Consider the following 25,431-nt stretch of genomic DNA (forward strand, 5'->3'; position numbering starts at 1 on the left):
GAGAAGACAGCTTCAGGCTGCCGGCCGTGTCGTTTACGACTGTTTGATGGAAATTGTCATGTCCAGGTTTGCTGCTGTTTCACGCTCGGGCACTGCCCCGGCGTCCTTCGCTTTGAACGAATCGCGGATTCGTTTCAGGCACGCTACCGCCGTCCTTTGCGGCGTCCTGCTGTCCCCGCTGGTGCTGGCCGATGATCACGCCGGCCACAACGAAGAACTGAGCCCGACGGTGATCACCGCGATTGCGCCGAGCTCACCACTGACCATCGTCACCAACCCCAAGGATCCGCGCCAACCGGTGCCGGCCAGTGACGGCGGCGATTATCTGAAGACCATTCTCGGCTTCGCACTGGTACGCAATGGCGGCACCAACGGCGATCCGGTGCTACGCGGCATGTTCGGTTCACGCCTGAACATCCTCACCAACGGCAGCATGATGCTCGGCGCCTGCCCCGGCCGGATGGACGCACCAACCTCGTATATCTCACCGGAGACCTACGACAAACTGACCGTGATCAAAGGCCCGCAAACCGTGCTTTGGGGACCGGGCGCATCCGCGGGCACGGTGCTGTTTGATCGCGAGCCGGAAAGCTTCGGCGAACTCGGCACCCGCGTGAACGCGAGCATTCTGGCTGGCTCCCACGGACGCTTCGACAAAGTCGTCGATGCCGCTGCCGGCGGGCCGTTAGGCTACGTGCGAGTAATCGGCAACACTGCGCATTCCGACGATTACCGCGACGGCAACAACGACATCGTCGCCTCGCGCTACGACAAGTGGAACGGTGACATCGCGGTGGGTTGGACCCCGGACGCCGACACCCTGATCGAACTCACCGCCGGCAAGGGCGATGGTGAAGCACGCTACGCCGGGCGCGGCATGGACGGCTCGCAGTTCCTGCGCGAAAGCCTCGGCCTGCGTTTCGAAAAATCCAACATCACCAACGTGCTGGAGAAACTCGAAGCGCAGGTCTACTACAACTACGCCGACCACGTGATGGACAACTACACCCTGCGCACACCGTCCGGCACCGGCATGATGGCGGGGCCGATGGCGTCCAATGTCGACCGCCGCACCCTCGGAGCACGGATCAAAGCCACTTGGCGTTGGGCTGATATTCAGTTGATCACCGGCCTCGACGCGCAGACCAACGAACACCGCCAACGCAGCGGCATGGGCATCGACACCTACAAGGATCAGCCCTACAGCAAGGACGCCGACTTCCATAACTACGGCGTGTTCAGCGAAATGACCTGGTACGCCGCCGACCGTGATCGCCTGATCACTGGCGCCCGCGTCGACCGCGCTTCGGCCAAGGATTACCGGCAAACCACCGGCTCGGGAATGATGACTCGCCCGAACCCGACCGCCGACGACACCCGCGCCGACACCCTGCCGAGCGGTTTCATCCGCTACGAGCATGACCTCGCTGACAGCCCGACCACGCTCTATGCAGGCCTCGGTCATGCGCAGCGTTTCCCGGATTACTGGGAGCTGTTTTCGCCCAAGTCCGGCCCGGCAGGATCGGTCAACGCGTTCGATTCGATCAAACCGGAAAAGACCACTCAGTTCGACTTCGGCGTGAACTACAAGAGCGCCGACCTCGAAGCCTGGGCCTCGGGTTATATCGGCGTGGTCCGCGACTACATCCTCTTCGACTACACGCCCGGAATGATGGGCATGAGCACCTCGCGCGCCGAGAACATCGACGCGCGAATCATGGGCGGTGAACTCGGTGCCGCGTACAGACTCACCGACCACTGGAAAGCCGATGCGACCCTGGCCTACGCCTGGGGCAAGAACAGCAGCGACGGTTCGGCACTGCCGCAGATGCCGCCACTGGATACACGTTTCGGTCTGACCTATAGCCAAGACAACTGGAGCGCCGGGGCACTGTGGAGAGTAGTCGCCGCGCAAAACCGTATCGACCAGAACAAGGGCAACGTGGTCGGCAAGGATTACGACAAGAGTTCGGGCTTCGGCGTGTTCTCACTCAACGGTGCCTACCGGATCAACAAGAACTGGAAGGTCAGCAGCGGCGTCGACAACCTGTTCGGCAAGGCTTACGCCGAACACCTGAACCTGGCGGGCAACGCCGGGTTCGGCTACCCGGCCAACGACCCGCAAGCGATCAATGAACCGGGGCGCACGCTCTGGACCAAGGTCGACATGAGTTTCTAACAATCACCCACCCATGTGGGAGCGACGGTGCGACGATTCGACCTGCTCGCGAAGGGGACGGCACATCCAACGTTGATGTCGTCTGGCACGACGCCTTCGCGAGCAGGCTCGCTCCCACAGGGTTGCAAAACAACTAGAAGATCCAAGCCAAGCGGAGCACACGTGATGAAACAGCCCAAACCGAATTTCTACAACCTGGCCTGGCGTTGGCATTTTTACGCCGGCCTCTTCGTCGCCCCGTTCATGGTGATGCTGGCCCTGACCGGCATCATTTATCTGTTCAAACCGCAGCTCGATTCGCTGATGTACAGCAGCCTGCTCAATGTCCCGGCCGGCCATCACACGGTGCCGGCCGATGACCTGCTGCAACGAGTGAAAAGCGCTTATCCACAAGGCCAGATCACCCAATACCTGCCACCGGTCAACGCCGAACGCAGCGCACAGTTTGTGGTGAAAAACGCCGGTCACGAACTCAACATCTTCGTCGATCCGTACCACGGCGACATCCTCGGCGAACAGGATGCCAAACAGAACCTGCAAGCCATCGCCCGCGCCATCCACGGCGAATTGATGATCGGCACCGTCGGTGACCGCCTTATCGAAATGGCTGCCGGTTGGGGCGTGGTGCTGGTGGTGTCCGGCCTGTTCCTGTGGTGGCCGCGCGGTCAGGCAGCGGGCATTTTGTGGCCACGGCTGAACAGTCGCGGCCGCGTGCTGTGGCGTGATCTGCACGCGGTCACCGGGTTCTGGGGCGCGACACTATTGCTGGTGATGTTGCTCAGCGGCATGACCTGGACCGGTTTCTGGGGCAAGCAATACGCCCAGGTGTGGAACGTGTTCCCGGCGGCGATGTGGGACAACGTGCCGACCTCCGACGTCGAGGCGCGCAGCCTGAACACCGCCTCGCGCCAGACCGTGCCATGGGCGATGGAAAACACGCCGATGCCGATGTCCGGCGACCACGCCGAACACATCAACCACGGCGCCACCAATGCTGGCCCCGCAGCACCCGCCATCAGCCTGCAAGACGTGCAGAACATCGCCTCCCAGCGCAAGGTCGAGCCGGGTTACAGCATCACCCTGCCGACCACCGCCACCGGCGTGTTCACCATTGCCGTGTTCGCCGATGACCCACGCAACGACGCCACCCTGCATGTCGATCAGTACACCGGCAAGGTCCTCGCCGAAGTGCGTTTCGAGCAATACGGCAGCGTCGCCCGCGCCACGGAAATCGGCGTGATGCTTCACGAAGGCAAGATGTTCGGCACCTTCAATCAGATCGTCGTGCTGCTGATCTGCCTGATGATTCTGCTCAGCGCCGTCAGCGGTGTGGTGATCTGGTGGAAGCGTCGGCCACAGGGCAAATTCGGCGTACCGCCGCTGCGCCATGACTTGCCGAAGTGGAAAACCGGCGTGGTGATCATGCTCGCACTGGCGGTGGTGTTCCCATTGGTGGGGGCTTCGTTGGTGGTGGTGTGGTTGCTGGACCGAGTGCTGCTGTCGCGGATGAACCGGCAAACCGAGTCTGCGTCGACTTCATCCTGAAACCGCACTCGAACTTCTTCAACGCCAATCCCGTGCGGGCTCCCCTGCACGGGATTTTTTTTGCGCCCCAATCTGGCGCGGCGGCCTGCACCAATGCGCCATGGGCGTTCCTTCGTGGTGCATGCGCTGCGCAGCCAACCGCTCTAACACGACATTTTCTTGCCAAAACCCGACCGGGCACAGCCCTTGCAAAACACCCTTCAGTCGTCCGCATCTGCCAACCAGAAAAACTTCAAATGTTCATGGAGATCGCACAATGAAGCGTCGCAGTTTGATCAAGGCTTTCACACTCACGGCATCCATTGCCGCGATGGGCATGACCTGGACTGTCCAGGCCGCCGAGACCATCAAGGTCGGGATTCTGCATTCGTTGTCCGGCACCATGGCGATCTCCGAAACGTCGCTCAAAGACATGGCGCTGATGACCATCGACGAGATCAACGCCAAGGGCGGCGTCAACGGCAAGATGCTTGAGCCGGTGGTGGTTGACCCGGCATCGAACTGGCCGCTGTTCGCCGAAAAAGGCCGGCAGTTGCTGACTCAGGACAAGGTCGCCGTGGTGTTCGGTTGCTGGACGTCGGTGTCGCGTAAATCGGTGTTGCCGGTGTTCGAAGAACTCAACGGTCTGCTGTTCTACCCGGTGCAATACGAAGGCGAAGAGATGTCGCCGAACGTCTTCTACACCGGCGCCGCGCCAAACCAGCAAGCGATTCCGGCGGTTGAATACCTGATGAGCGAAGAAGGTGGCAGCGCCAAGCGCTACTTCCTGCTCGGCACCGACTACGTCTACCCGCGCACCACCAACAAGATCCTGCGTTCGTTCCTGCACTCCAAAGGCGTGGCCGACAAGGACATCGAAGAGGTCTATACGCCGTTCGGTCACAGCGACTATCAGACCATCGTCGCCAACATCAAAAAATTCTCCGCTGGTGGCAAAACTGCGGTGATCTCGACGGTCAACGGCGACTCCAACGTGCCGTTCTACAAAGAGCTGGCCAATCAGGGCCTGAAGGCCACCGACGTACCGGTTGTGGCGTTCTCGGTCGGCGAAGAAGAACTGCGCGGTATCGACACCAAACCGCTGGTGGGCAACCTCGCGGCGTGGAACTACTTCGAATCCGTCGAGAACCCGCAGAACAAGAAATTCGTCGCTGACTGGAAAGCCTACGCGAAGAAACACAACCTGCCGGGCGCCGACAAAGCCGTGACCAACGACCCGATGGAAGCCACTTACGTCGGCATCCACATGTGGGCGCAGGCAGTTGAAAAAGCCAAATCCACCGACGTCGACAAAGTCCGCGAAGCCCTTGCCGGGCAGACCTTTGCCGCGCCGTCGGGTTACACCCTGACCATGGACAAGACCAATCACCACCTGCACAAACCGGTGATGATCGGCGAGATTCAGGCCGATGGTCAGTTCAACGTCGTGTGGCAGACCGAAGGACCGATCCGCGCGCAACCGTGGAGCCCGTTCATTCAGGGCAACGACAAGAAGCCGGATTATGCGGTGAAGAGCAACTGAGGCGGATTCAGTTTTTGAGGTGGGCTTTAGATTTCCCCCCTCACCCCAGCCCTCTCCCTCAGGGAGACGGGGAAAGGGAGCCGATCTTCATGCTTTTCAAAGCCTGAGTTCGGCTCGAATTCGCAGGTCGCAGCACATCGTCCAAACACCTCGGTCAGTCCCCTCAATTTCAAGAGGGTGAGGGGGAAAGGGAGCCGATCTTCATGCTTTTCGAAGCCTGAGTTCGGCTCGAATTCGCAGGTCGCAGCACATCGTCCAGACACCTCGGTCAGTCCCCTCTCCCTCCGGGAGAGGGTTAGGGTGAGGGGGCGGTTGAACAGGACACCACTAATGCCCACTGCCATACACCGCTTTCTCATAGCCATCGCACTCTTGCTGCCAATGCTGGCCCACGCCGGCGACGCCGAAGACTTCGTCGCGGCCAATCCCGTGCAACAGGCGAAACTCCTGGAAACCTGGGCCGCGCAGCCCGATCCGGCCCGTATCGAATTGATCAACGCCCTGCAACAAGGCGAGTTGACCATCGACGGCCAAGCGAAAACCCTGCGCCTGAACAATCGCCTGCGGGGTCTGATCGATACCGCCATGGCCAGCCACCAGTTGCTCGCCGCCGACGCCAAAATCCGTCTGACTGCCGCGCAGCAATTGCAGAAAAGCGCGAAACCCGCGCAGCTGAAATTCCTCGACCAGCAACTCGCTGGCGAAAAAGATGAAGGCGTGCATGCCGCCCTGAGCCTGGCGCTGGCCAATCTGCAGTTGGTCGACACTGACCCGGCCGTGCGCCTCGCCGCAGTACGCCTGCTCGGCGAAACCGGTGATCCGCTGGCACGCACGCGCCTCGAAGGCCTGCTCGAACCCGGCATCGAGAGCGATGCCGGCGTGCGCACCGCCGCTGAAACCAGCCTCGCTCAGGTCAAACGCAAACTGCTGATCGGCGAAGTGCTCGGTCAGGCGTTCAGCGGCATGTCGCTCGGGTCGATTCTGCTGCTCGCCGCACTCGGTCTGGCGATCACCTTCGGCCTGCTCGGCGTGATCAACATGGCCCACGGTGAGATGCTGATGCTCGGTGCCTACTCGACCTACGTGGTGCAGTTGATGTTCCAGCGCTACGCCCCCCAAGCCATCGAGTTTTATCCGTTGATCGCACTGCCGGTGGCGTTCTTTGTCACGGCGGCGATCGGCATGGCGCTGGAGCGCACGGTGATTCGCCATCTCTACGGCCGCCCACTGGAAACCTTGCTCGCCACCTGGGGCATCAGCCTTATGCTGATTCAGCTTGTGCGTTTGTTGTTCGGTGCGCAGAACGTTGAAGTGGCAAACCCGGCGTGGCTGTCCGGCGGTATTCAAGTGCTGCCGAATCTGGTGCTGCCGTACAACCGCATCGTCATCATCGCTTTCGCCCTGTTTGTGGTGGTGCTGACCTGGCTGCTGCTGAACAAAACCCGCCTTGGTCTCAACGTCCGCGCCGTCACCCAGAACCGCAACATGGCGGCTTGCTGCGGTGTGCCGACCGGTCGCGTCGACATGCTCGCCTTCGGCCTCGGTTCGGGCATCGCCGGCCTCGGCGGTGTGGCGCTGAGCCAGATCGGCAACGTCGGCCCGGACCTCGGCCAAAGCTACATCATCGATTCATTTCTGGTGGTGGTACTCGGCGGCGTCGGCCAACTGGCCGGCAGCGTGCTCGCCGCGTTCGGCCTCGGTATCGCCAACAAGATTCTTGAACCGCAGATCGGTGCGGTGCTCGGCAAGATCCTGATCCTCGCGCTGATCATTCTGTTTATCCAGAAACGTCCGCAAGGCCTCTTCGCACTGAAAGGACGGGTGATCGACTGATGAACCAGCCTCTGTTAGTCACGGCCACACAAAAGGCCGGGCCGAAAGTCACGATCGCGGTCGGCGCGGTGATTCTTGCGCTGCTGATCGCCCTGCCACTGCTGTCGTTGTTGCCGGCGGAAAATGCCCTGTCGGTGTCGGCGTACACGCTGACGCTGGTTGGCAAAATCCTCTGCTACGCCATCGTCGCTTTGGCGCTGGATCTGGTCTGGGGTTACGCCGGATTGCTGTCGCTGGGCCACGGCCTGTTCTTCGCGCTCGGCGGTTATGCGATGGGCATGTACCTGATGCGTCAGGCTGCCGGTGATGGCTTGCCGGCGTTCATGACTTTCCTGTCGTGGAGCGAATTGCCGTGGTACTGGACCGGCACCAGCAGCTTCCTCTGGGCGATGTGTCTGGTGGTATTGGCGCCGGGCTTGCTGGCGCTGGTGTTCGGTTTCTTCGCCTTCCGCTCGCGGATCAAAGGCGTGTATTTCTCGATCATGACCCAGGCCCTGACCTTTGCCGGCATGCTCCTGTTCTTCCGCAACGAAACCGGGTTTGGCGGCAACAACGGCTTTACCAATTTCCGCACGATTCTCGGTTTCGGCATCACTGAACCGGGCACCCGCGCGGTGCTGTTTCTGGCCACGGTGTTGCTGCTGGTGGCGAGTCTGTTCATCGGCTGGCGCCTGGCGCAAAGCAAATTTGGTCGTGTGTTGACGGCGCTGCGCGATGCGGAAAACCGCTTGATGTTCTGCGGCTACGACCCACGCGGGTTCAAGCTGTTCGTGTGGGTCTTGAGTGCGGTGTTGTGTGGTCTGGCCGGGGCGTTGTACGTGCCGCAAGTGGGCATCATCAACCCGAGCGAAATGTCGCCGACCAACTCGATTGAAGCGGCGGTGTGGGTGGCCCTCGGCGGTCGCGGCACGCTGATCGGCCCACTGCTCGGCGCCGGTGTGGTCAACGGCATGAAGAGCTGGTTCACCGTGGCGTTCCCCGAGTATTGGCTGTTCTTCCTCGGCGCGCTGTTCATCGTCGTGACGCTGTACCTGCCCAAAGGCGTGATCGGCCTGCTGAAGAAACGAGGTGAACAATGAGAGTCACAGCGAGCGCGGAATTCATGCTGGAACCGGCCTTCTTTCCCGTCGAACCGAACAAGGACGCCGGCACCAGCCGCGACTCGATCGGCCTCGGTCAGCGCGTCGGGCCGGGCCTTGATACCCGTCACGGCACGATCCTCACCCTGGAAGACATCAGCGTCAGCTTCGACGGCTTCCGCGCGCTGAATAATCTCAACCTGTACATCGGCGTCGGCGAATTGCGCTGCATCATCGGCCCCAACGGCGCGGGCAAAACCACGCTGATGGACGTGATCACCGGCAAGACCCGGCCGAGTCACGGCAAAGCCTGGTTCGGCGAAACCCTCGACCTGACGCAGATGAGCGAAGTGCAGATCGCCCAGGCTGGCATCGGTCGCAAGTTCCAGAAGCCGACGGTGTTCGAAGCGCTGAGCGTGTTTGAAAACCTGGAGCTGGCACAGAAAACCGACAAGTCGGTGTGGGCCAGTTTGCGTGCGCGGCTGAGTGGCGAGCAGAAGGACCGGATCAGCGAAGTGCTGGAAACGATTCGTCTGACCACGTCAGTCAATCGTCAGGCCGGGTTGCTCTCTCATGGACAGAAGCAGTTTCTCGAGATCGGCATGCTGTTGATGCAGGACCCGCAATTGTTGCTGCTCGATGAGCCGGTGGCGGGGATGACCGATGCGGAAACCGAGTTCACCGCTGAACTGTTCAAGAGCCTGGCGGGCAAGCATTCGCTGATGGTGGTGGAGCATGACATGGGGTTTGTCGGCTCGATTGCCGACCATGTGACGGTGTTGCACCAGGGCAGCGTGCTGGCGGAAGGCTCGCTTGAACAGGTGCAGGAAAACGAGCGCGTGATCGAGGTCTACCTCGGCCGCTAAAGCTGCAAACACCGATCAAAACTGTAGGAGTGAGCCTGCTCGCGATAGCGGTGTATCAGACAAACAGATGTTGACTGACACACCGCTATCGCGAGCAGGCTCACTCCTACAAAGGGATTTGAGGAGACTTTTGACATGCTGCAAGTCGACAAGCTGCACCAGTACTACGGCGGTAGCCACATCCTGCGCGGCTTAAGCTTCGACGTTAAGGTCGGCGAAGTTACCTGCCTGCTCGGCCGTAACGGCGTCGGCAAAACCACCCTGCTCAAATGCCTGATGGGCTTGCTGCCGGCCAAAGAAGGCGCGGTGAATTGGGAAGGCAAACCGATCACCACGTTCAAGCCACACCAGCGCGTACACGCCGGGATCGCTTACGTGCCACAGGGCCGGGAAATCTTCGGACGCCTGACCGTGGAAGAAAATCTGCTGATGGGCCTGTCACGCTTCCCCGGCAGCGAAGCCAAAGAGGTACCAAGTTTCATCTACGAACTGTTCCCGGTGCTGCTACAAATGAAGCAGCGTCGCGGCGGTGACCTCTCCGGCGGTCAGCAACAGCAGTTGGCGATTGGCCGCGCACTGGCCAGCCGTCCGCGCTTGCTGATCCTCGATGAGCCCACCGAAGGCATTCAACCCTCGGTGATCAAGGAGATCGGCGCGGTGATCAAGCAACTCGCGGCGCGCGGTGACATGGCGATTCTGCTGGTCGAGCAGTTCTACGATTTCGCCGCGGAACTGGCCGATCAATACCTGGTGATGTCCCGAGGCGAGATCGTGCAGCAGGGTCGCGGTGAAAATATGGAGGCCGAGGGTGTACGCGGGCTGGTAACGATCTAGTACAACGAACTAATCTGTAGCTTCCTAACGATAATTACACACCATGAATTCGACTGTTGCACCTGCCCTGTTTACCCCGAGCTGGCACGCCGAGCTGGAACTGGCTTACGCCCGTTTCGGCGACTGCACGCGCCCGGTCATGCGCCGACACCTCGGCCCGCTGCGGGTGCAAAAGCACCTGTACGCCGAAGGCCCCGAGGTCTGCCAGCACATCATCGTCCACCCGCCGGGCGGGATTGCCGGCGGTGATCGACTGGACATCAGCGCCCGCGTCGAGCATGACGCCTGGGCGCAGATCACCAGCCCCGGCGCGGCCAAGTGGTATCGCGCCGGTGGGCCGGCTTATCAGAAGCTCGATTTGAAAGTAGCGGCCGGGGCGACGCTGGAATGGCTGCCGCAGGAGACCATCGTCTACAGCGCCGCGCAGGCTGAACTGAGCACTTCGATTGATCTTGAAGGTGATGCGCGGCTGTTTTACTGGGACGTGGTGGCGCTGGGTCGTCCGGCCAGTGGCGAGCGTTTTGACCGCGGGCATTTTCAGGCGCACCTGGATATTCGCCGCGATGGCCGATTGCTCTGGCATGAGCGCCAGCGCATTGTCGGTGGCGACGGTTTGCTTGATTCGCCGATCGGGCTGGATGGCAATCCGGTGTTTGCGACGTTGTTGGTCACCGGTGAAATTGATGCTGAGTTGCTGGAGCGTTGTCGTTCGCTGGGGCATGAAGTGCGTGGGGATTTGAGCCAGTTGCCTGGGCTTTTGGTGGCTCGCTGTCTGGCGTCTGAAGCACTGCTCGCCCGTGCGTGGCTCATCGATTTATGGCGCTTGCTCAGACCGGCCCTGCTCGGGCGTGACGCGATTTCTCCCAGAATATGGAGTACCTGAAAAAGCCCCTCACCCCCCGCCCTCTCCCGGAGGGAGAGGGAGCCTGACCGAGTGGTTTGAAATGAATTTAACTGCCTGAACGAATACCGCTGACTGAACCGGCCATTGAAAACAACCGAGATCAGTCCCCTCTCTTTCGAAAAAGAGAGCCCGACCGAGTCGCTTGAAATGAATTTAACTGCCTGAACGAGTACTGCTGACTGAACCGGCCATTGAAAACAACCGAGATCAGTCCCCTCTCTTTCGAAAAAGAGAGCCCGACCGAGTCGTTTGAAATGAATTTAACTGCCTGAACGAATACTGCTGACTGAACCGGCCATTGAAAACAACCGAGATCAGTCCCCTCTCTTTCGAAAAAGAGAGCCCGACCGAGTCGTTTGAAATGAATTTAACTGCCTGAACGAATACTGCTGACTGAACCGGCCATTGAAAACAACCGAGATCAGTCCCCTCTCCCTCGGGAGAGGGCTAGGGTGAGGGGTTGCTCCAACTGACACCCCCGCGCCCGCAAGAACCTCACAAAACTGCCCTGACGGAATCCCACAATGGACCTGACCCCACGCGAAAAAGACAAGCTGCTGATTTTCACCGCCGGCCTCGTCGCCGAGCGGCGTTTGGCGCGCGGCGTGAAACTCAATTACCCGGAAGCCATGGCCTACATCTCCGCAGCGCTGCTCGAAGGCGCGCGTGACGGTCAGACCGTGGCCGAGCTGATGCACTTCGGCACCACCCTGCTCAACCGCGAACAAGTGATGGAAGGCATCCCGGAGATGATCCCGGAGATTCAGGTCGAAGCGACGTTCCCCGACGGCACCAAACTGGTCACCGTCCACCAACCGATCGTCTGAGGCCGCGCCATGACCTACTCCATTCGTGATGCCGTCCACGCCGATCTGCCGGCGATCCGCGACATCTACAACGACGCCGTACTCAACACCACGGCGATCTGGAATGAACAAGCCGTCGACCTCGGCAACCGTCAGGCATGGTTCAGCGCGCGTCAGGCTCAGGCCTATCCGATTCTGGTGATCGTCGACGCCGACAACAGTGTGCTCGGCTACGCTTCATTCGGTGACTGGCGGCCGTTCGACGGCTTCCGTCACACCGTCGAACACTCGGTCTACGTGCGCAGCGATCAGCGCGGCAACGGCCTCGGCCCGCAACTGATGACTGTGCTGATCGAACGGGCGAAGACCTGCGACAAGCATGTGATGGTCGCCGCCATTGAAAGCGGCAATGCCGCCTCGATTCGCCTGCACGAGCGCGCCGGTTTCAGCATTACCGGGCAGATGCCGCAAGTCGGCACCAAGTTCGGCCGCTGGCTCGATCTGACCTTCATGCAACTGACCCTCAACCCCGGCGCGGAGCCGCCTGACGCCAACAAGGAGTGACACCGATGAACGCCGCCCAGCTGCGCCGCGTCAATGCTGAAAGTTTTGCGCATTATCGTCAGGGCCTGATCGACCTGCTGCTCGATGCCGTGGGGTACGGCGCCAGCGTCGGCTTCATGGCCGACCTCGATGCTGCGCAGGCGCGCACGTATTTCGATGAGGTGCAGGACAACGTCAACAAGGGCAGCGTGCTGCTCTGGGTGGTGGTCAAGGATGAGCAGGTGCTGGCCAGTGTGCAGTTGGGTCTGTGCCAGAAGGCTAACGGTCTCAACCGCGCCGAGGTGCAGAAACTGCTGGTGCGCGAACACGCACGGCGTCGCGGTCTCGGTCAGCAATTGATGAGTGCGCTGGAACTCGAAGCGCCAAAACACAAGCGCGGCATGCTCTACCTCGACACCGAGGCCGGTTCGCCCGCCGAGGATTTCTACAAGGCGCTGGGTTACACCCGCGCGGGCCAGATTCCTGATTACGCCTGCGACCCGACCGGCACTTATCGGCCGACCGCCCTCTATTACAAGATTCTGCAAGGAGCCCAGTGATGATTCCTGGCGAGTACCAGATCCAGCCCGGCGACATCGAACTCAACGTCGGCCGCCGCACCCTCAGCCTGAAAGTCGCCAACAGCGGCGACCGGCCGATCCAGGTCGGTTCGCACTATCACTTTTTTGAAACCAACGACGCGCTGACCTTCGATCGCGCCGCGAGCCGTGGCATGCGCCTGAATATTCCGGCGGGCACCGCGGTGCGCTTTGAGCCTGGGCAGAGTCGTGAGGTTGAGCTTGTGGATTATGCCGGGCATCGGCGGGTGTTCGGGTTTGCCGGACGGATCATGGGTGATCTCTGATATCTGCGTGCACCGCTGCCCCTCACCCCAGCCCTCTCCCGAGGGAGAGGGAGCCGATCACCGATAACCGCCCCACCGCGACCAGTCCCCCTCTGCGGAGCCGATCACCGATTGCCGGCCCACCGTGTACAGTCCCCTCTCCCTCTGGGAGAGGGCTAGGGTGAGGGTCGATGGCTCACCACTATTTTCCTGAAGGACGCTGCATGAAAATCTCCAGACAAGCCTACGCCGACATGTTCGGCCCCACCGTCGGCGACAAGGTGCGCCTGGCCGACACCGAGCTGTGGATCGAAGTCGAACAAGACTTCACCACCTACGGCGAAGAAGTGAAATTCGGTGGCGGCAAAGTCATCCGCGACGGCCAGGGCCAGAGCCAACTGCTGGCCGCCGAAGTGGTCGACACACTGATCACTAACGCACTGATCATCGACCACTGGGGCATCGTCAAAGCCGACGTCGGCCTCAAGGACGGCCGCATCGCCGCCATCGGCAAAGCCGGCAACCCCGACGTGCAGCCCAACGTGACCATCGCCATCGGCGCCGGTACCGAAGTGATCGCCGGCGAAGGCATGATCCTCACCGCCGGTGGCATCGACACGCACATCCACTTCATCTGCCCGCAGCAGATCGAAGAAGCGCTGATGAGCGGCGTCACCACCATGATCGGCGGCGGCACCGGCCCAGCCACTGGCACCAACGCCACCACTTGCACCTCCGGGCCATGGCATCTGGCGCGCATGCTCCAGGCCGCCGATGCGTTCCCGATGAACATTGGCCTCACCGGCAAGGGCAACGCCAGCCTGCCGGAGCCGCTGATCGAACAGGTCAAGGCCGGCGCCATCGGCCTCAAATTGCACGAGGACTGGGGCACCACGCCGGCGAGCATCGACAACTGCCTGAGCGTTGCCGACCAGTTCGACGTGCAGGTGGCGATCCACACTGACACCCTCAACGAGTCCGGTTTCGTCGAAACCACCCTCGGCGCCTTCAAGGGTCGCACCATCCACACCTATCACACCGAAGGTGCCGGTGGCGGTCATGCGCCGGACATTATCAAGGCCTGCGGTTTCCCGAACGTATTGCCGAGCTCGACCAACCCGACCCGGCCGTTCACGCGCAACACCATCGACGAACACCTCGACATGCTGATGGTCTGCCATCACCTCGACCCGAGCATCGCCGAAGACGTCGCGTTCGCCGAAAGCCGTATCCGCCGCGAAACGATTGCCGCCGAAGACATCCTTCATGACCTCGGCGCGTTCTCGATGATCAGCTCCGACAGCCAAGCCATGGGCCGCGTCGGCGAAGTCATCACGCGCACCTGGCAAACCGCCGACAAGATGAAAAAACAACGCGGGCCACTGCCGCAGGACGGCGCAGGCAACGACAACTTCCGCGCCAAACGCTACATCGCCAAGTACACCATCAACCCGGCAATCACCCATGGCATCAGCCATGAAGTCGGTTCGGTGGAAGTGGGGAAATGGGCGGATCTGGTGCTGTGGCGCCCGGCTTTCTTTGGCGTGAAGCCGACGCTGATCCTCAAGGGCGGCGCGATTGCCGCCAGCCTGATGGGCGATGCCAACGCCTCGATCCCGACGCCACAACCGGTGCACTACCGCCCGATGTTCGCCAGTTACGGCGGCTCGCTGCATGCCACCAGCCTGACCTTTATCAGCCAGGCCGCGCAGGAGGCAGGGTTGCCGGAAGCGTTGGGGCTGAAAAAGAAAATCGCCGTGGTGAAGGGGTGCCGAGATGTGCAGAAAACCGACCTGATCCACAACGACTATCTGCCGAACATCGATGTCGATCCGCAGACGTATCAGGTCAAGGCTGATGGTGTGCTGCTGTGGTGTGAGCCGGCGGAAACACTGCCGATGGCGCAGCGGTACTTCCTGTTCTGAACACAAAAAAGGCCCTTCGGGGCCTTTTCAATTTTGAGTCAGAACTACCGCGTCATCGTTCTTCGCGAGCAGGCTCGCTCCCACATTTGATCGGTATGCACAGGCCCAATGTGGGAGCGAGCCCGCTCGCGAAGAGGCCCGATCAGCCAACCGGAAACCTCTGACCGACTACTCCACCACCAGCCGCCCCAACCGCTGGCGCAACATGCGGTTCTCGGCACGCAATTTACGCACCTCTTCCAGCAGATCCAGCGCCAGCGCAACCCCTTCCCACTCCAGCTCCAGATCACGGCGCAACTTCGCCGCACGTTTGGCCAAGGCCAATTCGTAATCGGTGAAACGCCATTCCCGGGGCTGCGCGCCCTGAGGTTCGAGGATGCCGTGTTCGACGATTTCGATCACGTAGACGTCCGACAAATCGGCCGCCTCACAGAATTCTGCCAGGTCCAGTTGAACGATCAGGGGGCTGCTCATGATGGGCTACTCCGTCGTCGAATTCAGAAGTTCTCGCGTGGGTTGAAGGCGGCTTTCTTCGCCAGTTCCTGCCACAGCGCCTTGACCTCGTCGTCGGCCGCTTTCGGCATCACCGCTTTGAGCTGCACGAACAGATAACCGCGCTCGCCGGCCTTGTTTTTCAGACCATGTCCCTTGGCACGCATGCGCTGGCCGTTCTGGCTACCGGCGGGCACCTTGAGGTTGATCTTGCCGGTCAGGGTCGGCACCGCCACTTCGGCACCCAGCGCCAGTTCCCACGGCGCCAGTGGCAAAGTGATAATCAGGTTTTCACCTTCGACATCGAATTTCGGGTGCGGCGCAAAACGAATGGTCAGGTACAGGTCGCCATTGGCCCCGCCACCGACGCCCGGTGCACCCTGGCCTTTGAGGCGGATGCGCTCGCCGTCGGTCACGCCCGCCGGGATCTTCACGTTCAGGCTTTTGCTGGTGTTGCTGACGTGCTGGCCGTTGGCGTTGTATTGCGGCACCTGAAAGGTGACTTTCTTCGACTCGTTAGCGAGCGTCTCCTCGAGGAAGATCGGCAGTTCCATTTCCACGTCTTGCCCTCGGCGCCCTGCACTGCGTTGTTGCCGACCTTCGCCGCCACCGAAACCGGGGCCGCGATTGCCGAAGATCGAACTGAAGAAGTCCGAGAAGTCGCCGGTGTCGCCACCACCGCCGCCAAAGCCGCCACGGCTCTGCCAGCCCGGCGGGCCCTGGAACGGCTGACCGTGCTGACCATAACGGCGCAGCTCGTCGTATTCGGCGCGTTTGTCGGCGCTTTTCAGCGCTTCATAGGCTTCCGAGGCGTCTTTGAATTTCGCCTCGGCGTCCTTTTCCTTGCTGACATCGGGGTGGTATTTGCGCGCCAGCTTGCGATAGGCAGCCTTGATTGCCTTGTCGTCTGCTGTCGGCTCCACGCCGAGTATCTTGTAATAGTCTTTGAAGTCCATTGAAGGAATCACCATCCGTTATCGATTTCGCGCCGATGCCAGCATGCGCCGATTCGCGCGTGCCGGGTTGACCGATCTCAAGGTTGTGACCGGGTGGCGCTGCAGAAGTTTATCGGCAGTGGACGGCGGTTCTTGCGACCGCCGGTGGTTCTGCCGGCCCATGCCAGCAAGTTTGGGGCAAAGCTGCGAGTTTCAAGCAGTTTAGTCGTGAAATAGCAGATGACCGGCCTTCGAATCTGGCGCGCACTGACATACACTGCGCGGCCGTTTTTTTGACCGGAACCGAAAGACATGAAAGACGCCTCTCCAGCCCGTGCCTGCGGCATCGACTTCGGCACGTCCAACTCCACCGTCGGCTGGCTGCGCCCCGGCATGGAAACGATGATCGCGCTGGAAGACGACAAGATCACCCTGCCGTCGGTGGTCTTCTTCAACATCGAGGAGCGCCGCCCGGTTTACGGTCGTCTGGCGCTGCACGAGTACCTGGAAGGCTACGAAGGCCGGCTGATGCGCTCGCTGAAAAGCCTGCTCGGTTCCAAGCTGATCAAGCACGACACCAGCGTGCTCGGCACCGCGATGCCGTTCAAGGACTTGCTCGGCCTGTTCATCGGTCAACTGAAAAGCCGCGCCGAGACCGCCGCCGGTCGGGAATTCGAGCAGGTTGTGCTCGGTCGTCCGGTGTTCTTCGTCGATGACGATCCGCTGGCGGATCAGGAAGCTGAAGACACCTTGGTCGATGTGGCGAAAAAGATCGGCTTCAAAGAGGTCTCGTTCCAGTACGAACCGATCGCTGCGGCCTTCGACTACGAGTCGACCATCGAGAAAGAAGAGCTGGTGCTGATCGTCGACATCGGCGGTGGTACCTCCGACTTCTCGCTGGTGCGCCTGTCGCCGGAGCGGCGTGGTTACGACAACCGTCACGACGATATCCTCGCCACCGGCGGCGTGCACATCGGCGGGACTGACTTCGACAAACAGCTGAGCCTGCAAGGCCTGATGCCGCTGTTCGGCTACGGCAGCCGCATGAAGAGCGGCGCCTACATGCCGACCAGCCACCACATGAACCTGGCGACCTGGCACACCATCAACTCGGTGTACTCGCAGAAATCCAGCCTGGCGCTGGGCAGCATGCGCTACGACATCGAAGACACCGGTGGCATCGATCGCCTGTTCAAATTGATCGAACAGCGCGCCGGGCACTGGCTGGCGATGGAAGTCGAAGAAACCAAGATTCAACTGACCCACACCGACAGCCGCCATGTGCCGTTGGATCGGATCGAAGCCGGGTTGAGTGTGGAGCTGACCCGTGCGCTGTTTGAATCGGCGATCGATGCGCTGCTGGAGCGGGTGCGCGGCAGTGTTACGCAGCTGTTGAACGATGCCGGTGTGGCGGTGGATCAGGTCGACACGGTGTTCTTCACTGGCGGTTCGAGCGGGATTCCGGCGCTGCGCAACAGCGTCTCGGCGATGCTGCCAAATGCGCGACATGTCGAAGGGAATATCTTCGGCAGCATTGGCAGCGGTTTGGCGATTGAAGCGATGAAACGCTACGGTTCGATGGCCTGATCCAGAATCGGCGGCGCGCCATTCGCGAGCAGGCTCGCTCCCACAGTGGGTCGCATTTCAACTGAAGGAATGCGCTCAAAATGTGGGAGCGAGCCTGCTCGCGAAGAGGCCCGTTCAAGCGCTACAAGGCTTGGATCAAACCATCCCGCCCAGCTTCAACTCACTCTTCAGATACGCATAATAAATCGGCCCCGCCACCACCCCCGGCAAACCGAACGCGGCCTCGAACACCAGCATCGCCAGCAGCAACTCCCACGACTTGGCACTGATCTGCCCGCCGACAATCCGCGCGTTGAGGAAGTACTCGAGCTTGTGGATAAAGATCAGATAACCCAGCGCCGCCACCGCTACCCAGATCGACAGTGACAGGCCGACGATGGTGATCAGGGTGTTCGACATCAGATTGCCGATCACCGGCAACAGGCCGAGCAGGAAGGTCAGCACGATCAGGGTTTTGGTCAGCGGCAGTTTGATGCCGAACATCGGCAGGATGACTGCGAGGAAAATCCCGGTGAAGACGGTGTTGAGCAGGGAAATCTTGATCTGCGCAAAGACGATGTTGCGGAACGCCTGCACCAACAGGTGCAAACGGTCGAACAGCGCCGCGGCCAGCGGTTTGCGTTTGGTGACGTCGGGGATGCGCTGCAAGGCGATGATCGCGCCGAGGACCATGCCGATCAGCAACGTCACGAACATGTGCGCCGCGTCCTTGCCGACCAGTTGCAGGTCCGACAAGTGCTTGCTCATCCACTCGCCGATCGCCACGCGAAATTCCGCAGCACTGGCCGGCAGGTAGGCGTCGATGAACGGTGGCAATTGCCCGCGTGCGCGATCGACCACGCCCATGAATTTGTCCAGGGAAGCGCCGGGGTTTTCTGCTTCGTGCAGGAGAAAACTGATCGCGCCGGCGAAGATCAGCGCCAGAACGCTGACGACCAACGTCCCCAGCAACGCCACCGCCAGCCAGCGCGCGCGGCGGCCTTCGATCAGCCGTTGCAGTTGCGGAGTGAGCATGTTGACCAGTTCATACACCAGCAAACCGGCCAACAGACTGGGCAACAAGCGCAGCGGCAGCACCAGCAGCAAACCGCCGAAAATGATGATGCAACTGACCCAGAACACTACATGACGCTCAGAAAACGTTGGCATACAGCCTCAAAACGAACGGCGTAAAAGGATTGGCAGTCTGCCAGCGTTCCGGGGTGAGCACTAGGTATAAGCGGTGCTTCAACTTTTAGTGCACGGCTTGAGATCCAGCCCTCACCCTAGCCCTCTCCCAGAGGGAGAGGGAACCGATTGGGGATGCTCTGGATATCCAGTGACCGGAGACAGCGCCATGGAATCCATAATCGCCCGTTTTTTTCAGATCGACGAATATCTTGAAACACCGCGGTCAGTCCCCTCGCCCTCCGGGAGAGGGGACCGATCAAGGAATGGCGAAGAAATCCGGTGACCTGCCAGTGCTGTAGTGAATTCAGAATCGGCCGGATAGTTCAGGTCGATGGATATCTGAAAACACCGCGGTCAGTCCCCTCTCCCTCCGGGAGAGGGTTAGGGTGAGGGCAAATCTCAAGCGAACGCCTAAACCAGTCACCCCACAGAACCAGGTTATTTTTTCTTCAGGCAATCACTCATGAACGTCTTGCGCGCATCGCCGGTCAGGGCTTTGGTGGCGGCATCGGCGTTGCAGGTCTTCATTTTCTGCTGCTGCGGGGTCAGGGCCTTGGCATCGTTGGCCGCTGGCGCTGCCTTGAGGCAGGTGCTCATGAAGGTTTTGCGCTCATCGCCTTTCAGACTCTTGGCGGTCGCATCGGCATTGCAGGTGGTCATCTTGTTCTGTTGCGCCGTGGCGGCGAAACCCTGGGAACACAGGAGCAAACCAATCATCAACAACGGCACACGCAACATCTTCATGGAGTTTTCTCCTTGGCGCCGCACCGAGGGGGGGCGGCCTCTGCTGGAGTGTAGCCAAATCCTGTTACACCTTCCTGCCTTCCAGATGGCTGCGGCGATACTGCTCCGGCGTACACCCGGCCTGCCGCGCGAACATGGCAATGAATGCCGAGCCACTGCTGTAGCCGAGATCGAAGGCGATTTCCTGCACGCTACGCGAAGTTTCCAGCGCCTCGATCGCGGCGAGATAGCGCAAGCGCTGACGCCACTCGCCGAAACTCATTCCCAGCTCACGAACGAATTGCCGGGCCAGCGTGCGTTCGCTGACATGCACTTGCAGCGCCCAATGCGCCAGCGGCTGATTGTTGCCCGGTTCGGCCTGCAAGGTTTCGAGGATTGCCAGCAAACCCGGGCTGCTCGCGTAGGGCAGATAACACTCATGCACCGGTGCCTGCTGCAATTGATCGACCAACACTTGCGCCAGACGCTGGTCGGCATCGAGTTCGGGAATCTTCACGTCGCGGGCGGCGAAGTCCTTGAGAATCGCCTTGAGGATGTCGCTGATCGCCAGGGTACAGGCGCGCATTGGCAGTTCGGCGCAGACCTTGGGGTCGAGGCACACCGCGCGGTAGTTGACCGGTTGATGGCTGTAAAAACTGTGCTCGACCTGCGGCGGCACCCACACCGCGTATTGCGGCGGCGACATGAATCGGCTGCCGTCGACATCCATGTGCAGCACGCCGTGGGCGGCGTACTCCAGCGTGCCCCATGCATGGCGGTGCGGCGCGGCGTATTCATGGGCGTTGAAATCGGCATAGCGGAAGTACACTGCCGATGGCAGTTCGCTGAAATCCAGCAGATCAATGTGTTTACTGTTCATGCTGTCCGGTTTCAGAGGCAGGTTGTCCGGTTCGCAGTATAGGCCTGCATCCAGACAAGGGATAATTGCCCTTCATCAACGTACTGGTTTCGACTCATGCAATACGCGTTTCCGCTGCTGGCGATTTTTATCTGGGCCGGCAATACCGTGATCAACAAACTGGCGGTCGGGGCGATTTTCCCCGCCGAGATCGGTTTCTACCGCTGGCTGCTCGCCGGTTTGCTGTTCACCCCGTTCATGCTCAAAGCGGTGATCGCGCACTGGCCGCAGATCCGCCCGAACCTGGGCAAGATTTTCATCCTCGGCGTACTCGGCATGGCGGTCTATCAAAGCCTCGCCTACTTCGCCGCGACCCTGACTACCGCGACCAACATGGGCATCATCCTGTCCCTGATGCCGTTGATGTCGCTGGCCATGGCGATCATCAGCCTCGGGCAACGCCTGACCGCCGGTGCGCTGGTCGGTGCGGTTCTGTCGTTTGCCGGCGTATTGGTCGTGGTGTCGTCCGGCAGCCTCGGCGCGTTACTGCAACACGGCGTGAACATGGGTGATGCGATGATGCTGATCGCGACCCTGGCCTATGCGATCTACAGCACGCTGCTGAAAAAATGGCAGTTGCGCCTGCCGCCGCTGGTGCTGCTGTATTTGCAGGTGCTGGTGGCGATTGTCGTGCTGTTTCCACTGTATGCCGCTTCGCCGAAGACCGGTTTGACCCTGCAGAACATTCCGCTGGTGTTGTATGCGTGTCTGTTGGCGTCGATGCTCGCGCCGCTGGCGTGGATGCAGGCGGTGCAGCGTCTGGGTCCGAGCCGCACAACATTGTTCTTTAACTTGCTGCCGTTGATTACCGCGCTGATTGCGGCGGTGGTGTTGAAGGAGCAGTTGGCGATGTATCACCTGGTGGGCGGGTTGTTGACCTTGGGCGGGGTGATCCTTTCCGAGCGCTGGACCACCGTGTTGGGCCGCAAATTAAGCGTCGCCTGATCCGGCCTCTTCGCGAGCAGGCTCGCTCCCACATTGGATTGCATTTCAACTGAAGGAATGCGGTCATTTGTGGGAGCGAGCCTGCTCGCGAAGAACGATGACGCGGTCTCAGGGCTAAACGCCGGCAGCCTCAAGCCGCGCCGCATGCTCGACAAACAGCCGCACCGGATCCGCGCCCTTGCCGACCAGCCCCAGCGACTGGTTAACAATGTCGAAGTGATCCAACGGATAGTCATCGCCAATCACCGTCCCAAGATGCGAGCTATACCGCCCGACCATCCCATCGCACTGCCCCGGTTCACGCACAAACGTTTTCGCAAACAAGCGACAGCTGCGATTGGTACCGTCAAACAAATTCCCGCCACGATCGGTCTTGCCCGGCTGCAACGTCCCTGACCATGAGTAATAACGCACGCCGTTAACCTCCTCCGGCCCGTGCCCACCCCAGGTTTCAGGCAAACCCTGTGGATAACGCTGGTTGAACAGCGCCACGCCCTCAGTGGTCAGCGATTGATGCGAGGCGTGGATATCCACTGGCAATTTCGGCCCGTGGTAACCGGTTTCCAGTAGCGCCATCAGCCAGCCGACAAACCGTAGCAACACCTCAAGCAGTCGGCCCTTGGCGCTGTCCGCCGGATAATTTTTTTCCAGATAATCGGCCAGCTCGGAACCATGATTCGGTCCGGCCACCGATGTCACCGAGGCCACCAGATCCGGTCGTTTCGCCGCCGCATAGCGCGCCGTCAGCGAGCCCTGACTGTGGCCGAACAGGTTGACCTTTTGCGCCCCGGTCTCACGCAAGATCTCATCGATCTGCACGAGCAATTGCTCACCGCGTACCTCTGTGGAGTTGAGCGGCGATACCTGCACCGCAATCACCGTCGCACCACCACGGCGCAATGCCTTGATGATGCCGTACCAGTACGGATAGAGCACCAGCCGGATAAACCCGAGCATTCCGGGCACCAGCACCAATGGATAACGCGTCGACATGGGCAAACATCCTTGTGGTCGGTGAGTGGATGCAAGACGTGCAAAACGCCCGCCAAGCATCCTCCGTGATGATGACAACTCATCGACCAGCCTACTTCAGGCCCACCACCCCCGCCACAATCAGCCCTACCGAAACCAGTTTGACCAGGGTCAGGCTCTCGCCGAGCAGGGCAAAGCCGAGGAACACCGTGCCCAGTGAGCCAATCGCCGTCCAGATCGGGTAGGCGATGCTCACCGGCAGTTCGCGCATCGCCAGTGTCAGGAAGTAGATCCCGCCGATTGCCGCGACCACGGTGATCAGTGAGGGCCAGAGCCGGGTGAAACCTTCGGCGTACTTCATGCCCATGGCGAAGGTCACTTCAAACCCGGCGGCGATCAGCAAACACAACCAGGCCATTTAGAACACCCGGGCGAGGTCGAGCAAACGCTGCTCGGCCTCGGCCACCGACACCGCGAAGGTGCGTTCGGCGGATTCTTCGCCCTCAGCCGCGACCACGCTGACGTCGTTGATGCCGATGAAACCCAGCGCCGTGCGCAGCCATGGATCGGCGTGGTTCAAGGCTTCCAGTTCGCCTCCAGGTCCGAAGCCGAAACCGCCGCGACTGGTGACGATCAGCGCCTTCTTGCCCTGCAACAGCGGCGTGTATTGGGCGACGCCATTGTCCAGCGTGTGATCGAAGGTCAGGCCCAGCCGCACGATCTGATCGACCCAGGCCTTGAGGCCGCTGGGCACACTGAAGTTGTACATCGGCGTGGAAATCAGCAGCAGGTCGTGATCGAACAATTCACCGACCAGTTGATCACTCAGGGCCAGATCGGCCTGCATCGACAGTGGACGTGCTTCAGGCTGTGGATGAAACGCGGCAGCGACAAAGGCTTCGTTGACCGCCGGAATCAGCGCCCGTCCGACCTCGCGGCGAGTGACTTGCGCCTGCGGATGACGCACCTGCCAGGCACTGAGAAAATGTTCCGCCAGACGCCGCGAGTGGGAACGGTCACCACGGGGGCTGGCATGGATCGCAAGAATTTTGCTCATCTGAAACTCCTTGAGGCTAGACTTTGATTGCTGTGTCGCTGCAGATTGCAGGCGTCACGCCTAAGCCTCAAATGAGCAAAAGTCAGTCTGGATGAATTGGTTTCATCCGTGGAGCTTTCAATGTTTGCCTCGTTGCCCCTCACCGCTCTGCGCGCTTTTGAATCGGCGTCACGCCTGCTCAGTTTCAAGGCTGCCGCCGAAGAGCTGTCGGTCACGCCCACGGCGATTTCGCACCAGATTCGCTCGCTGGAAGACTGGCTCGGCATCGCTCTGTTCGAACGCCTGCCGCGTCAGGTGCGCCTGACCGAAGGCGGCGAGCGCCTGTTTCGCAGCCTGCACGGTGCCTTGCTGGAAGTGGCGCAAAGCGTCGACACCCTGCGCCCGCAGCGCAACGCCAGCACGCTGACGCTATCGACCACCGCCGCCTTCGCCGCGCTGTGGCTGGTGCCGCGCCTCGGGCGGTTTTATGCACAGCATCCGAACATCAACGTGCGCCTCGATACTCACTGTGAAGTCATCGATTTGCATCAGGACGCCAGTGTCGATCTGGTTTTGCGTTATAGCCTCGACGATTACCCGAACCTCTATGGTCTGTGCCTGTTCGATGAATCGTTCGGCGTTTACGGCTCGCCCGAGCAAGTGGCGCTGGCCGCGAGACGCACACCGACGTTGATCAGCGTGCGTTGGCATAACTCGAAACTGTATGCCCATGGCTGGGAAGCGTGGTGCGCCAAGGCTGGCGAAAACTGGTTGAACCCGCAGCCGGCGATCCGCGAATACGATGAAGAGCATTACGCCCTGCAAGCGGCAATCGCCGGGCAAGGGCTGGTGCTGGCGAGCAATATTCTGGTGTCGGAGAGTGTCGCCAGCGGTTTGCTGGTGCCGTTCATGGGCCAGGTTCAAGTCGATGGCGCCGGCTACAGCGCGTTGTGCGTGCCGGGGCGCGAGCGGCATCCGCCGGTGCGGGCGTTTTTTGCCTGGTTGCGCGAGGAAGCAGTTTTGTCCGGGCTGGCGCCAAGATCGCAGCCTTCGGCAGCTCCTGCAGGGGTTGCGTAAACCAATAAAACTTTTTGCAACGCTCATGACTCACAGCTTAGGTAGCGACCGCGTCCGCAGAACGTGGCGCCCATCGGATTAGCCTCCAGGAGATCGAAATGAGCGACGACCTGCATCTGTCAGATGTTCAAACCTTGCGCGACCGTGCACGCCAACACGTCGAAAACGGCGCCGTCACCGAGGGCTACAGCGCCGACCGTGAAGAGGTGCTGCGCTTGCTCAATGAATCGCTGGCCACTGAACTGGTCTGCGTGTTGCGCTACAAGCGCCACTACTTCATGGCCAATGGCGTCAAAGCCCATGTGGCCGCCGAAGAGTTTCTCGAGCACGCCACCCAGGAAGCCCAGCACGCCGACCGCCTGGCCGAGCGCATTGTGCAATTGGGCGGCGAGCCTGAGTTCAACCCCGACCTGCTGTCGAAGATGTCCCACGCGCAATACGTGGCCGGCAACACCCTCAAAGAGATGGTCTACGAAGACCTCGTTGCCGAGCGCATCGCCATCGACAGCTATCGCGAGATCATCCAGTACATCGGCGAGAAAGACCCGACTACGCGGCGTATCTTCGAAGATATCCTGGCGCAGGAAGAAGAGCATGCCGATGACATGGCTGACATCCTGAACGACCTTTAACCCCTATCGCGAGCAGGCTCACTCCTACATTTGGAATGCGTTCCCATGTAGGAGTGAGCCTGC

At 60.7% G+C, this 25,431-nt stretch carries 25 protein-coding genes; 17 read left to right on the forward strand and 8 right to left on the reverse strand.

Annotation, left to right across the window (positions count from 1 at the left end; all coding sequences use genetic code 11):
- Nucleotides 1–58: 58 nt before the first annotated feature.
- The 13 genes from KBP52_RS15440 to ureC all read left to right on the forward strand — a co-directional run bounded on the left by KBP52_RS15440 (nucleotide 59) and on the right by ureC (nucleotide 14,880).
- On the forward strand, nucleotides 59–2,179 hold the full coding sequence (locus KBP52_RS15440) for a TonB-dependent copper receptor (RefSeq protein WP_212620492.1): 2,121 nt from the start codon (nucleotides 59–61) through the stop codon (nucleotides 2,177–2,179).
- Between the two features lie 165 nt (nucleotides 2,180–2,344).
- Nucleotides 2,345–3,724 carry a PepSY domain-containing protein gene (locus KBP52_RS15445; protein ID WP_212620493.1) on the forward strand — a complete coding sequence of 460 codons (1,380 nt, stop codon included), beginning with the start codon at nucleotides 2,345–2,347 and terminating at the stop codon, nucleotides 3,722–3,724.
- Between the two features lie 256 nt (nucleotides 3,725–3,980).
- Nucleotides 3,981–5,246: an urea ABC transporter substrate-binding protein gene (gene urtA / locus KBP52_RS15450; protein ID WP_007914554.1), complete on the forward strand. Its 1,266-nt coding sequence runs from the start codon at nucleotides 3,981–3,983 to the stop codon at nucleotides 5,244–5,246.
- A 330-nt stretch (nucleotides 5,247–5,576) separates the two neighbouring features.
- Complete coding sequence (urtB, locus tag KBP52_RS15455; RefSeq protein WP_123593080.1) at nucleotides 5,577–7,079, forward strand: urea ABC transporter permease subunit UrtB; 1,503 nt, start codon at nucleotides 5,577–5,579, stop codon at nucleotides 7,077–7,079.
- Complete coding sequence (gene urtC / locus KBP52_RS15460) at nucleotides 7,079–8,158, forward strand: urea ABC transporter permease subunit UrtC (protein WP_110719601.1); 1,080 nt, start codon at nucleotides 7,079–7,081, stop codon at nucleotides 8,156–8,158. The genes urtB and urtC overlap by 1 nt, the downstream gene beginning before the upstream one ends.
- Nucleotides 8,155–9,024 carry an urea ABC transporter ATP-binding protein UrtD gene (gene urtD, locus KBP52_RS15465; protein ID WP_007918913.1) on the forward strand — a complete coding sequence of 290 codons (870 nt, stop codon included), beginning with the start codon at nucleotides 8,155–8,157 and terminating at the stop codon, nucleotides 9,022–9,024. The genes urtC and urtD overlap by 4 nt, the downstream gene beginning before the upstream one ends.
- A gap of 135 nt (nucleotides 9,025–9,159) precedes the next feature.
- A complete protein-coding gene (gene urtE / locus KBP52_RS15470) occupies nucleotides 9,160–9,858 on the forward strand; it encodes an urea ABC transporter ATP-binding subunit UrtE (protein ID WP_077570731.1) in 699 nt (232 codons plus the stop codon).
- A gap of 43 nt (nucleotides 9,859–9,901) precedes the next feature.
- Nucleotides 9,902–10,741, forward strand: coding sequence for an urease accessory protein UreD (locus KBP52_RS15475; RefSeq protein WP_212620494.1), 840 nt, complete (start codon nucleotides 9,902–9,904; stop codon nucleotides 10,739–10,741).
- Between the two features lie 545 nt (nucleotides 10,742–11,286).
- Nucleotides 11,287–11,589, forward strand: coding sequence for an urease subunit gamma (locus KBP52_RS15480; protein WP_116031797.1), 303 nt, complete (start codon nucleotides 11,287–11,289; stop codon nucleotides 11,587–11,589).
- A 9-nt stretch (nucleotides 11,590–11,598) separates the two neighbouring features.
- A complete protein-coding gene (locus tag KBP52_RS15485) occupies nucleotides 11,599–12,132 on the forward strand; it encodes a GNAT family N-acetyltransferase (protein ID WP_116031801.1) in 534 nt (177 codons plus the stop codon).
- Nucleotides 12,133–12,137: 5 nt separating this feature from the next.
- Nucleotides 12,138–12,671, forward strand: a complete 534-nt coding sequence (locus tag KBP52_RS15490; protein ID WP_077570724.1) for a GNAT family N-acetyltransferase — start codon at nucleotides 12,138–12,140, stop codon at nucleotides 12,669–12,671.
- Nucleotides 12,671–12,976, forward strand: coding sequence for an urease subunit beta (locus tag KBP52_RS15495; protein WP_127925651.1), 306 nt, complete (start codon nucleotides 12,671–12,673; stop codon nucleotides 12,974–12,976). Before KBP52_RS15490 ends, KBP52_RS15495 begins: the two co-directional genes overlap by 1 nt.
- 203 nt (nucleotides 12,977–13,179) lie before the next feature.
- Nucleotides 13,180–14,880 (forward strand): urease subunit alpha, encoded by a 1,701-nt coding sequence (ureC, locus tag KBP52_RS15500; RefSeq protein ID WP_212620495.1) that lies wholly within the window; start codon nucleotides 13,180–13,182, stop codon nucleotides 14,878–14,880.
- 168 nt (nucleotides 14,881–15,048) lie between these two features.
- On the opposite strand, the gene KBP52_RS15505 is transcribed toward ureC, so the two are convergent.
- Together KBP52_RS15505 and KBP52_RS15510 are read right to left on the reverse strand one after the other, a co-directional pair.
- Nucleotides 15,049–15,354: a chaperone modulator CbpM gene (locus KBP52_RS15505; protein WP_212620496.1), complete on the reverse strand. Its 306-nt coding sequence runs from the start codon at nucleotides 15,352–15,354 to the stop codon at nucleotides 15,049–15,051.
- A 23-nt stretch (nucleotides 15,355–15,377) separates the two neighbouring features.
- Nucleotides 15,378–16,328: a DnaJ C-terminal domain-containing protein gene (locus KBP52_RS15510; protein ID WP_116031808.1), complete on the reverse strand. Its 951-nt coding sequence runs from the start codon at nucleotides 16,326–16,328 to the stop codon at nucleotides 15,378–15,380.
- A 291-nt stretch (nucleotides 16,329–16,619) separates the two neighbouring features.
- Here KBP52_RS15510 and KBP52_RS15515 point away from each other — a divergent pair, with 291 nt between their 5' ends.
- Entirely contained in the window at nucleotides 16,620–17,894 is a 1,275-nt protein-coding gene (locus tag KBP52_RS15515) for an Hsp70 family protein (RefSeq protein ID WP_077570716.1), read from the forward strand.
- 135 nt (nucleotides 17,895–18,029) lie between these two features.
- On the opposite strand, the gene KBP52_RS15520 is transcribed toward KBP52_RS15515, so the two are convergent.
- The 3 genes from KBP52_RS15520 to KBP52_RS15530 form a co-directional block, all read right to left on the reverse strand.
- Nucleotides 18,030–19,043: a hypothetical protein gene (locus tag KBP52_RS15520; RefSeq protein ID WP_077570713.1), complete on the reverse strand. Its 1,014-nt coding sequence runs from the start codon at nucleotides 19,041–19,043 to the stop codon at nucleotides 18,030–18,032.
- Nucleotides 19,044–19,502: 459 nt separating this feature from the next.
- Nucleotides 19,503–19,808, reverse strand: a complete 306-nt coding sequence (locus KBP52_RS15525; RefSeq protein WP_077570711.1) for a PsiF family protein — start codon at nucleotides 19,806–19,808, stop codon at nucleotides 19,503–19,505.
- 64 nt (nucleotides 19,809–19,872) lie between these two features.
- Entirely contained in the window at nucleotides 19,873–20,667 is a 795-nt protein-coding gene (locus KBP52_RS15530; RefSeq protein WP_123593074.1) for a helix-turn-helix transcriptional regulator, read from the reverse strand.
- A 96-nt stretch (nucleotides 20,668–20,763) separates the two neighbouring features.
- On the opposite strand from KBP52_RS15530, the gene KBP52_RS15535 reads away from it, so the two are divergent.
- Nucleotides 20,764–21,651, forward strand: coding sequence for a DMT family transporter (locus KBP52_RS15535; RefSeq protein ID WP_034151603.1), 888 nt, complete (start codon nucleotides 20,764–20,766; stop codon nucleotides 21,649–21,651).
- 114 nt (nucleotides 21,652–21,765) lie between these two features.
- On the opposite strand, the gene KBP52_RS15540 is transcribed toward KBP52_RS15535, so the two are convergent.
- The 3 genes from KBP52_RS15540 to KBP52_RS15550 form a co-directional block, all read right to left on the reverse strand.
- Entirely contained in the window at nucleotides 21,766–22,644 is an 879-nt protein-coding gene (locus tag KBP52_RS15540) for a triacylglycerol lipase (protein ID WP_137217663.1), read from the reverse strand.
- Nucleotides 22,645–22,735: 91 nt separating this feature from the next.
- Nucleotides 22,736–23,041, reverse strand: coding sequence for a multidrug efflux SMR transporter (locus KBP52_RS15545; protein WP_212620497.1), 306 nt, complete (start codon nucleotides 23,039–23,041; stop codon nucleotides 22,736–22,738).
- On the reverse strand, nucleotides 23,042–23,680 hold the full coding sequence (locus KBP52_RS15550) for an NAD(P)H-dependent oxidoreductase (protein ID WP_064388683.1): 639 nt from the start codon (nucleotides 23,678–23,680) through the stop codon (nucleotides 23,042–23,044).
- Between the two features lie 108 nt (nucleotides 23,681–23,788).
- Between KBP52_RS15550 and KBP52_RS15555 the strand changes: the two genes are divergently transcribed.
- Nucleotides 23,789–24,736: a LysR substrate-binding domain-containing protein gene (locus tag KBP52_RS15555; protein WP_176091678.1), complete on the forward strand. Its 948-nt coding sequence runs from the start codon at nucleotides 23,789–23,791 to the stop codon at nucleotides 24,734–24,736.
- A 98-nt stretch (nucleotides 24,737–24,834) separates the two neighbouring features.
- Nucleotides 24,835–25,368, forward strand: a complete 534-nt coding sequence (locus tag KBP52_RS15560) for a ferritin-like domain-containing protein (RefSeq protein ID WP_034151608.1) — start codon at nucleotides 24,835–24,837, stop codon at nucleotides 25,366–25,368.
- The last annotated feature ends 63 nt before the right edge of the window (nucleotides 25,369–25,431 follow it).

Source organism: Pseudomonas sp. SCA2728.1_7 (genome assembly GCF_018138145.1).
In the GTDB taxonomy this organism is placed as follows: domain Bacteria; phylum Pseudomonadota; class Gammaproteobacteria; order Pseudomonadales; family Pseudomonadaceae; genus Aquipseudomonas; species Aquipseudomonas koreensis_A.

Bases quoted from the DNA above. Each gene is read 5' to 3' on its own strand.
- ureC (WP_212620495.1), top strand. From the start codon at position 13,180: ATGAAAATCTCCAGACAAGCCTACGCCGACATGTTCGGCCCCACCGTC.
- KBP52_RS15495 (WP_127925651.1), top strand. From the start codon at position 12,671: ATGATTCCTGGCGAGTACCAGATCCAGCCCGGCGACATCGAACTCAAC.
- KBP52_RS15535 (WP_034151603.1), top strand. From the start codon at position 20,764: ATGCAATACGCGTTTCCGCTGCTGGCGATTTTTATCTGGGCCGGCAAT.
- urtC (WP_110719601.1), top strand. From the start codon at position 7,079: ATGAACCAGCCTCTGTTAGTCACGGCCACACAAAAGGCCGGGCCGAAA.
- KBP52_RS15540 (WP_137217663.1), bottom strand. From the start codon at position 22,644: ATGTCGACGCGTTATCCATTGGTGCTGGTGCCCGGAATGCTCGGGTTT.
- KBP52_RS15525 (WP_077570711.1), bottom strand. From the start codon at position 19,808: ATGAAGATGTTGCGTGTGCCGTTGTTGATGATTGGTTTGCTCCTGTGT.
- KBP52_RS15550 (WP_064388683.1), bottom strand. From the start codon at position 23,680: ATGAGCAAAATTCTTGCGATCCATGCCAGCCCCCGTGGTGACCGTTCC.
- KBP52_RS15480 (WP_116031797.1), top strand. From the start codon at position 11,287: ATGGACCTGACCCCACGCGAAAAAGACAAGCTGCTGATTTTCACCGCC.
- KBP52_RS15505 (WP_212620496.1), bottom strand. From the start codon at position 15,354: ATGAGCAGCCCCCTGATCGTTCAACTGGACCTGGCAGAATTCTGTGAG.
- KBP52_RS15515 (WP_077570716.1), top strand. From the start codon at position 16,620: ATGAAAGACGCCTCTCCAGCCCGTGCCTGCGGCATCGACTTCGGCACG.
- KBP52_RS15475 (WP_212620494.1), top strand. From the start codon at position 9,902: ATGAATTCGACTGTTGCACCTGCCCTGTTTACCCCGAGCTGGCACGCC.
- KBP52_RS15530 (WP_123593074.1), bottom strand. From the start codon at position 20,667: ATGAACAGTAAACACATTGATCTGCTGGATTTCAGCGAACTGCCATCG.
- KBP52_RS15485 (WP_116031801.1), top strand. From the start codon at position 11,599: ATGACCTACTCCATTCGTGATGCCGTCCACGCCGATCTGCCGGCGATC.
- KBP52_RS15490 (WP_077570724.1), top strand. From the start codon at position 12,138: ATGAACGCCGCCCAGCTGCGCCGCGTCAATGCTGAAAGTTTTGCGCAT.
- KBP52_RS15510 (WP_116031808.1), bottom strand. From the start codon at position 16,328: ATGGACTTCAAAGACTATTACAAGATACTCGGCGTGGAGCCGACAGCA.
- KBP52_RS15445 (WP_212620493.1), top strand. From the start codon at position 2,345: ATGAAACAGCCCAAACCGAATTTCTACAACCTGGCCTGGCGTTGGCAT.
- KBP52_RS15440 (WP_212620492.1), top strand. From the start codon at position 59: ATGTCCAGGTTTGCTGCTGTTTCACGCTCGGGCACTGCCCCGGCGTCC.
- urtA (WP_007914554.1), top strand. From the start codon at position 3,981: ATGAAGCGTCGCAGTTTGATCAAGGCTTTCACACTCACGGCATCCATT.
- KBP52_RS15520 (WP_077570713.1), bottom strand. From the start codon at position 19,043: ATGCCAACGTTTTCTGAGCGTCATGTAGTGTTCTGGGTCAGTTGCATC.
- KBP52_RS15560 (WP_034151608.1), top strand. From the start codon at position 24,835: ATGAGCGACGACCTGCATCTGTCAGATGTTCAAACCTTGCGCGACCGT.
- KBP52_RS15545 (WP_212620497.1), bottom strand. From the start codon at position 23,041: ATGGCCTGGTTGTGTTTGCTGATCGCCGCCGGGTTTGAAGTGACCTTC.
- urtD (WP_007918913.1), top strand. From the start codon at position 8,155: ATGAGAGTCACAGCGAGCGCGGAATTCATGCTGGAACCGGCCTTCTTT.
- urtE (WP_077570731.1), top strand. From the start codon at position 9,160: ATGCTGCAAGTCGACAAGCTGCACCAGTACTACGGCGGTAGCCACATC.
- urtB (WP_123593080.1), top strand. From the start codon at position 5,577: ATGCCCACTGCCATACACCGCTTTCTCATAGCCATCGCACTCTTGCTG.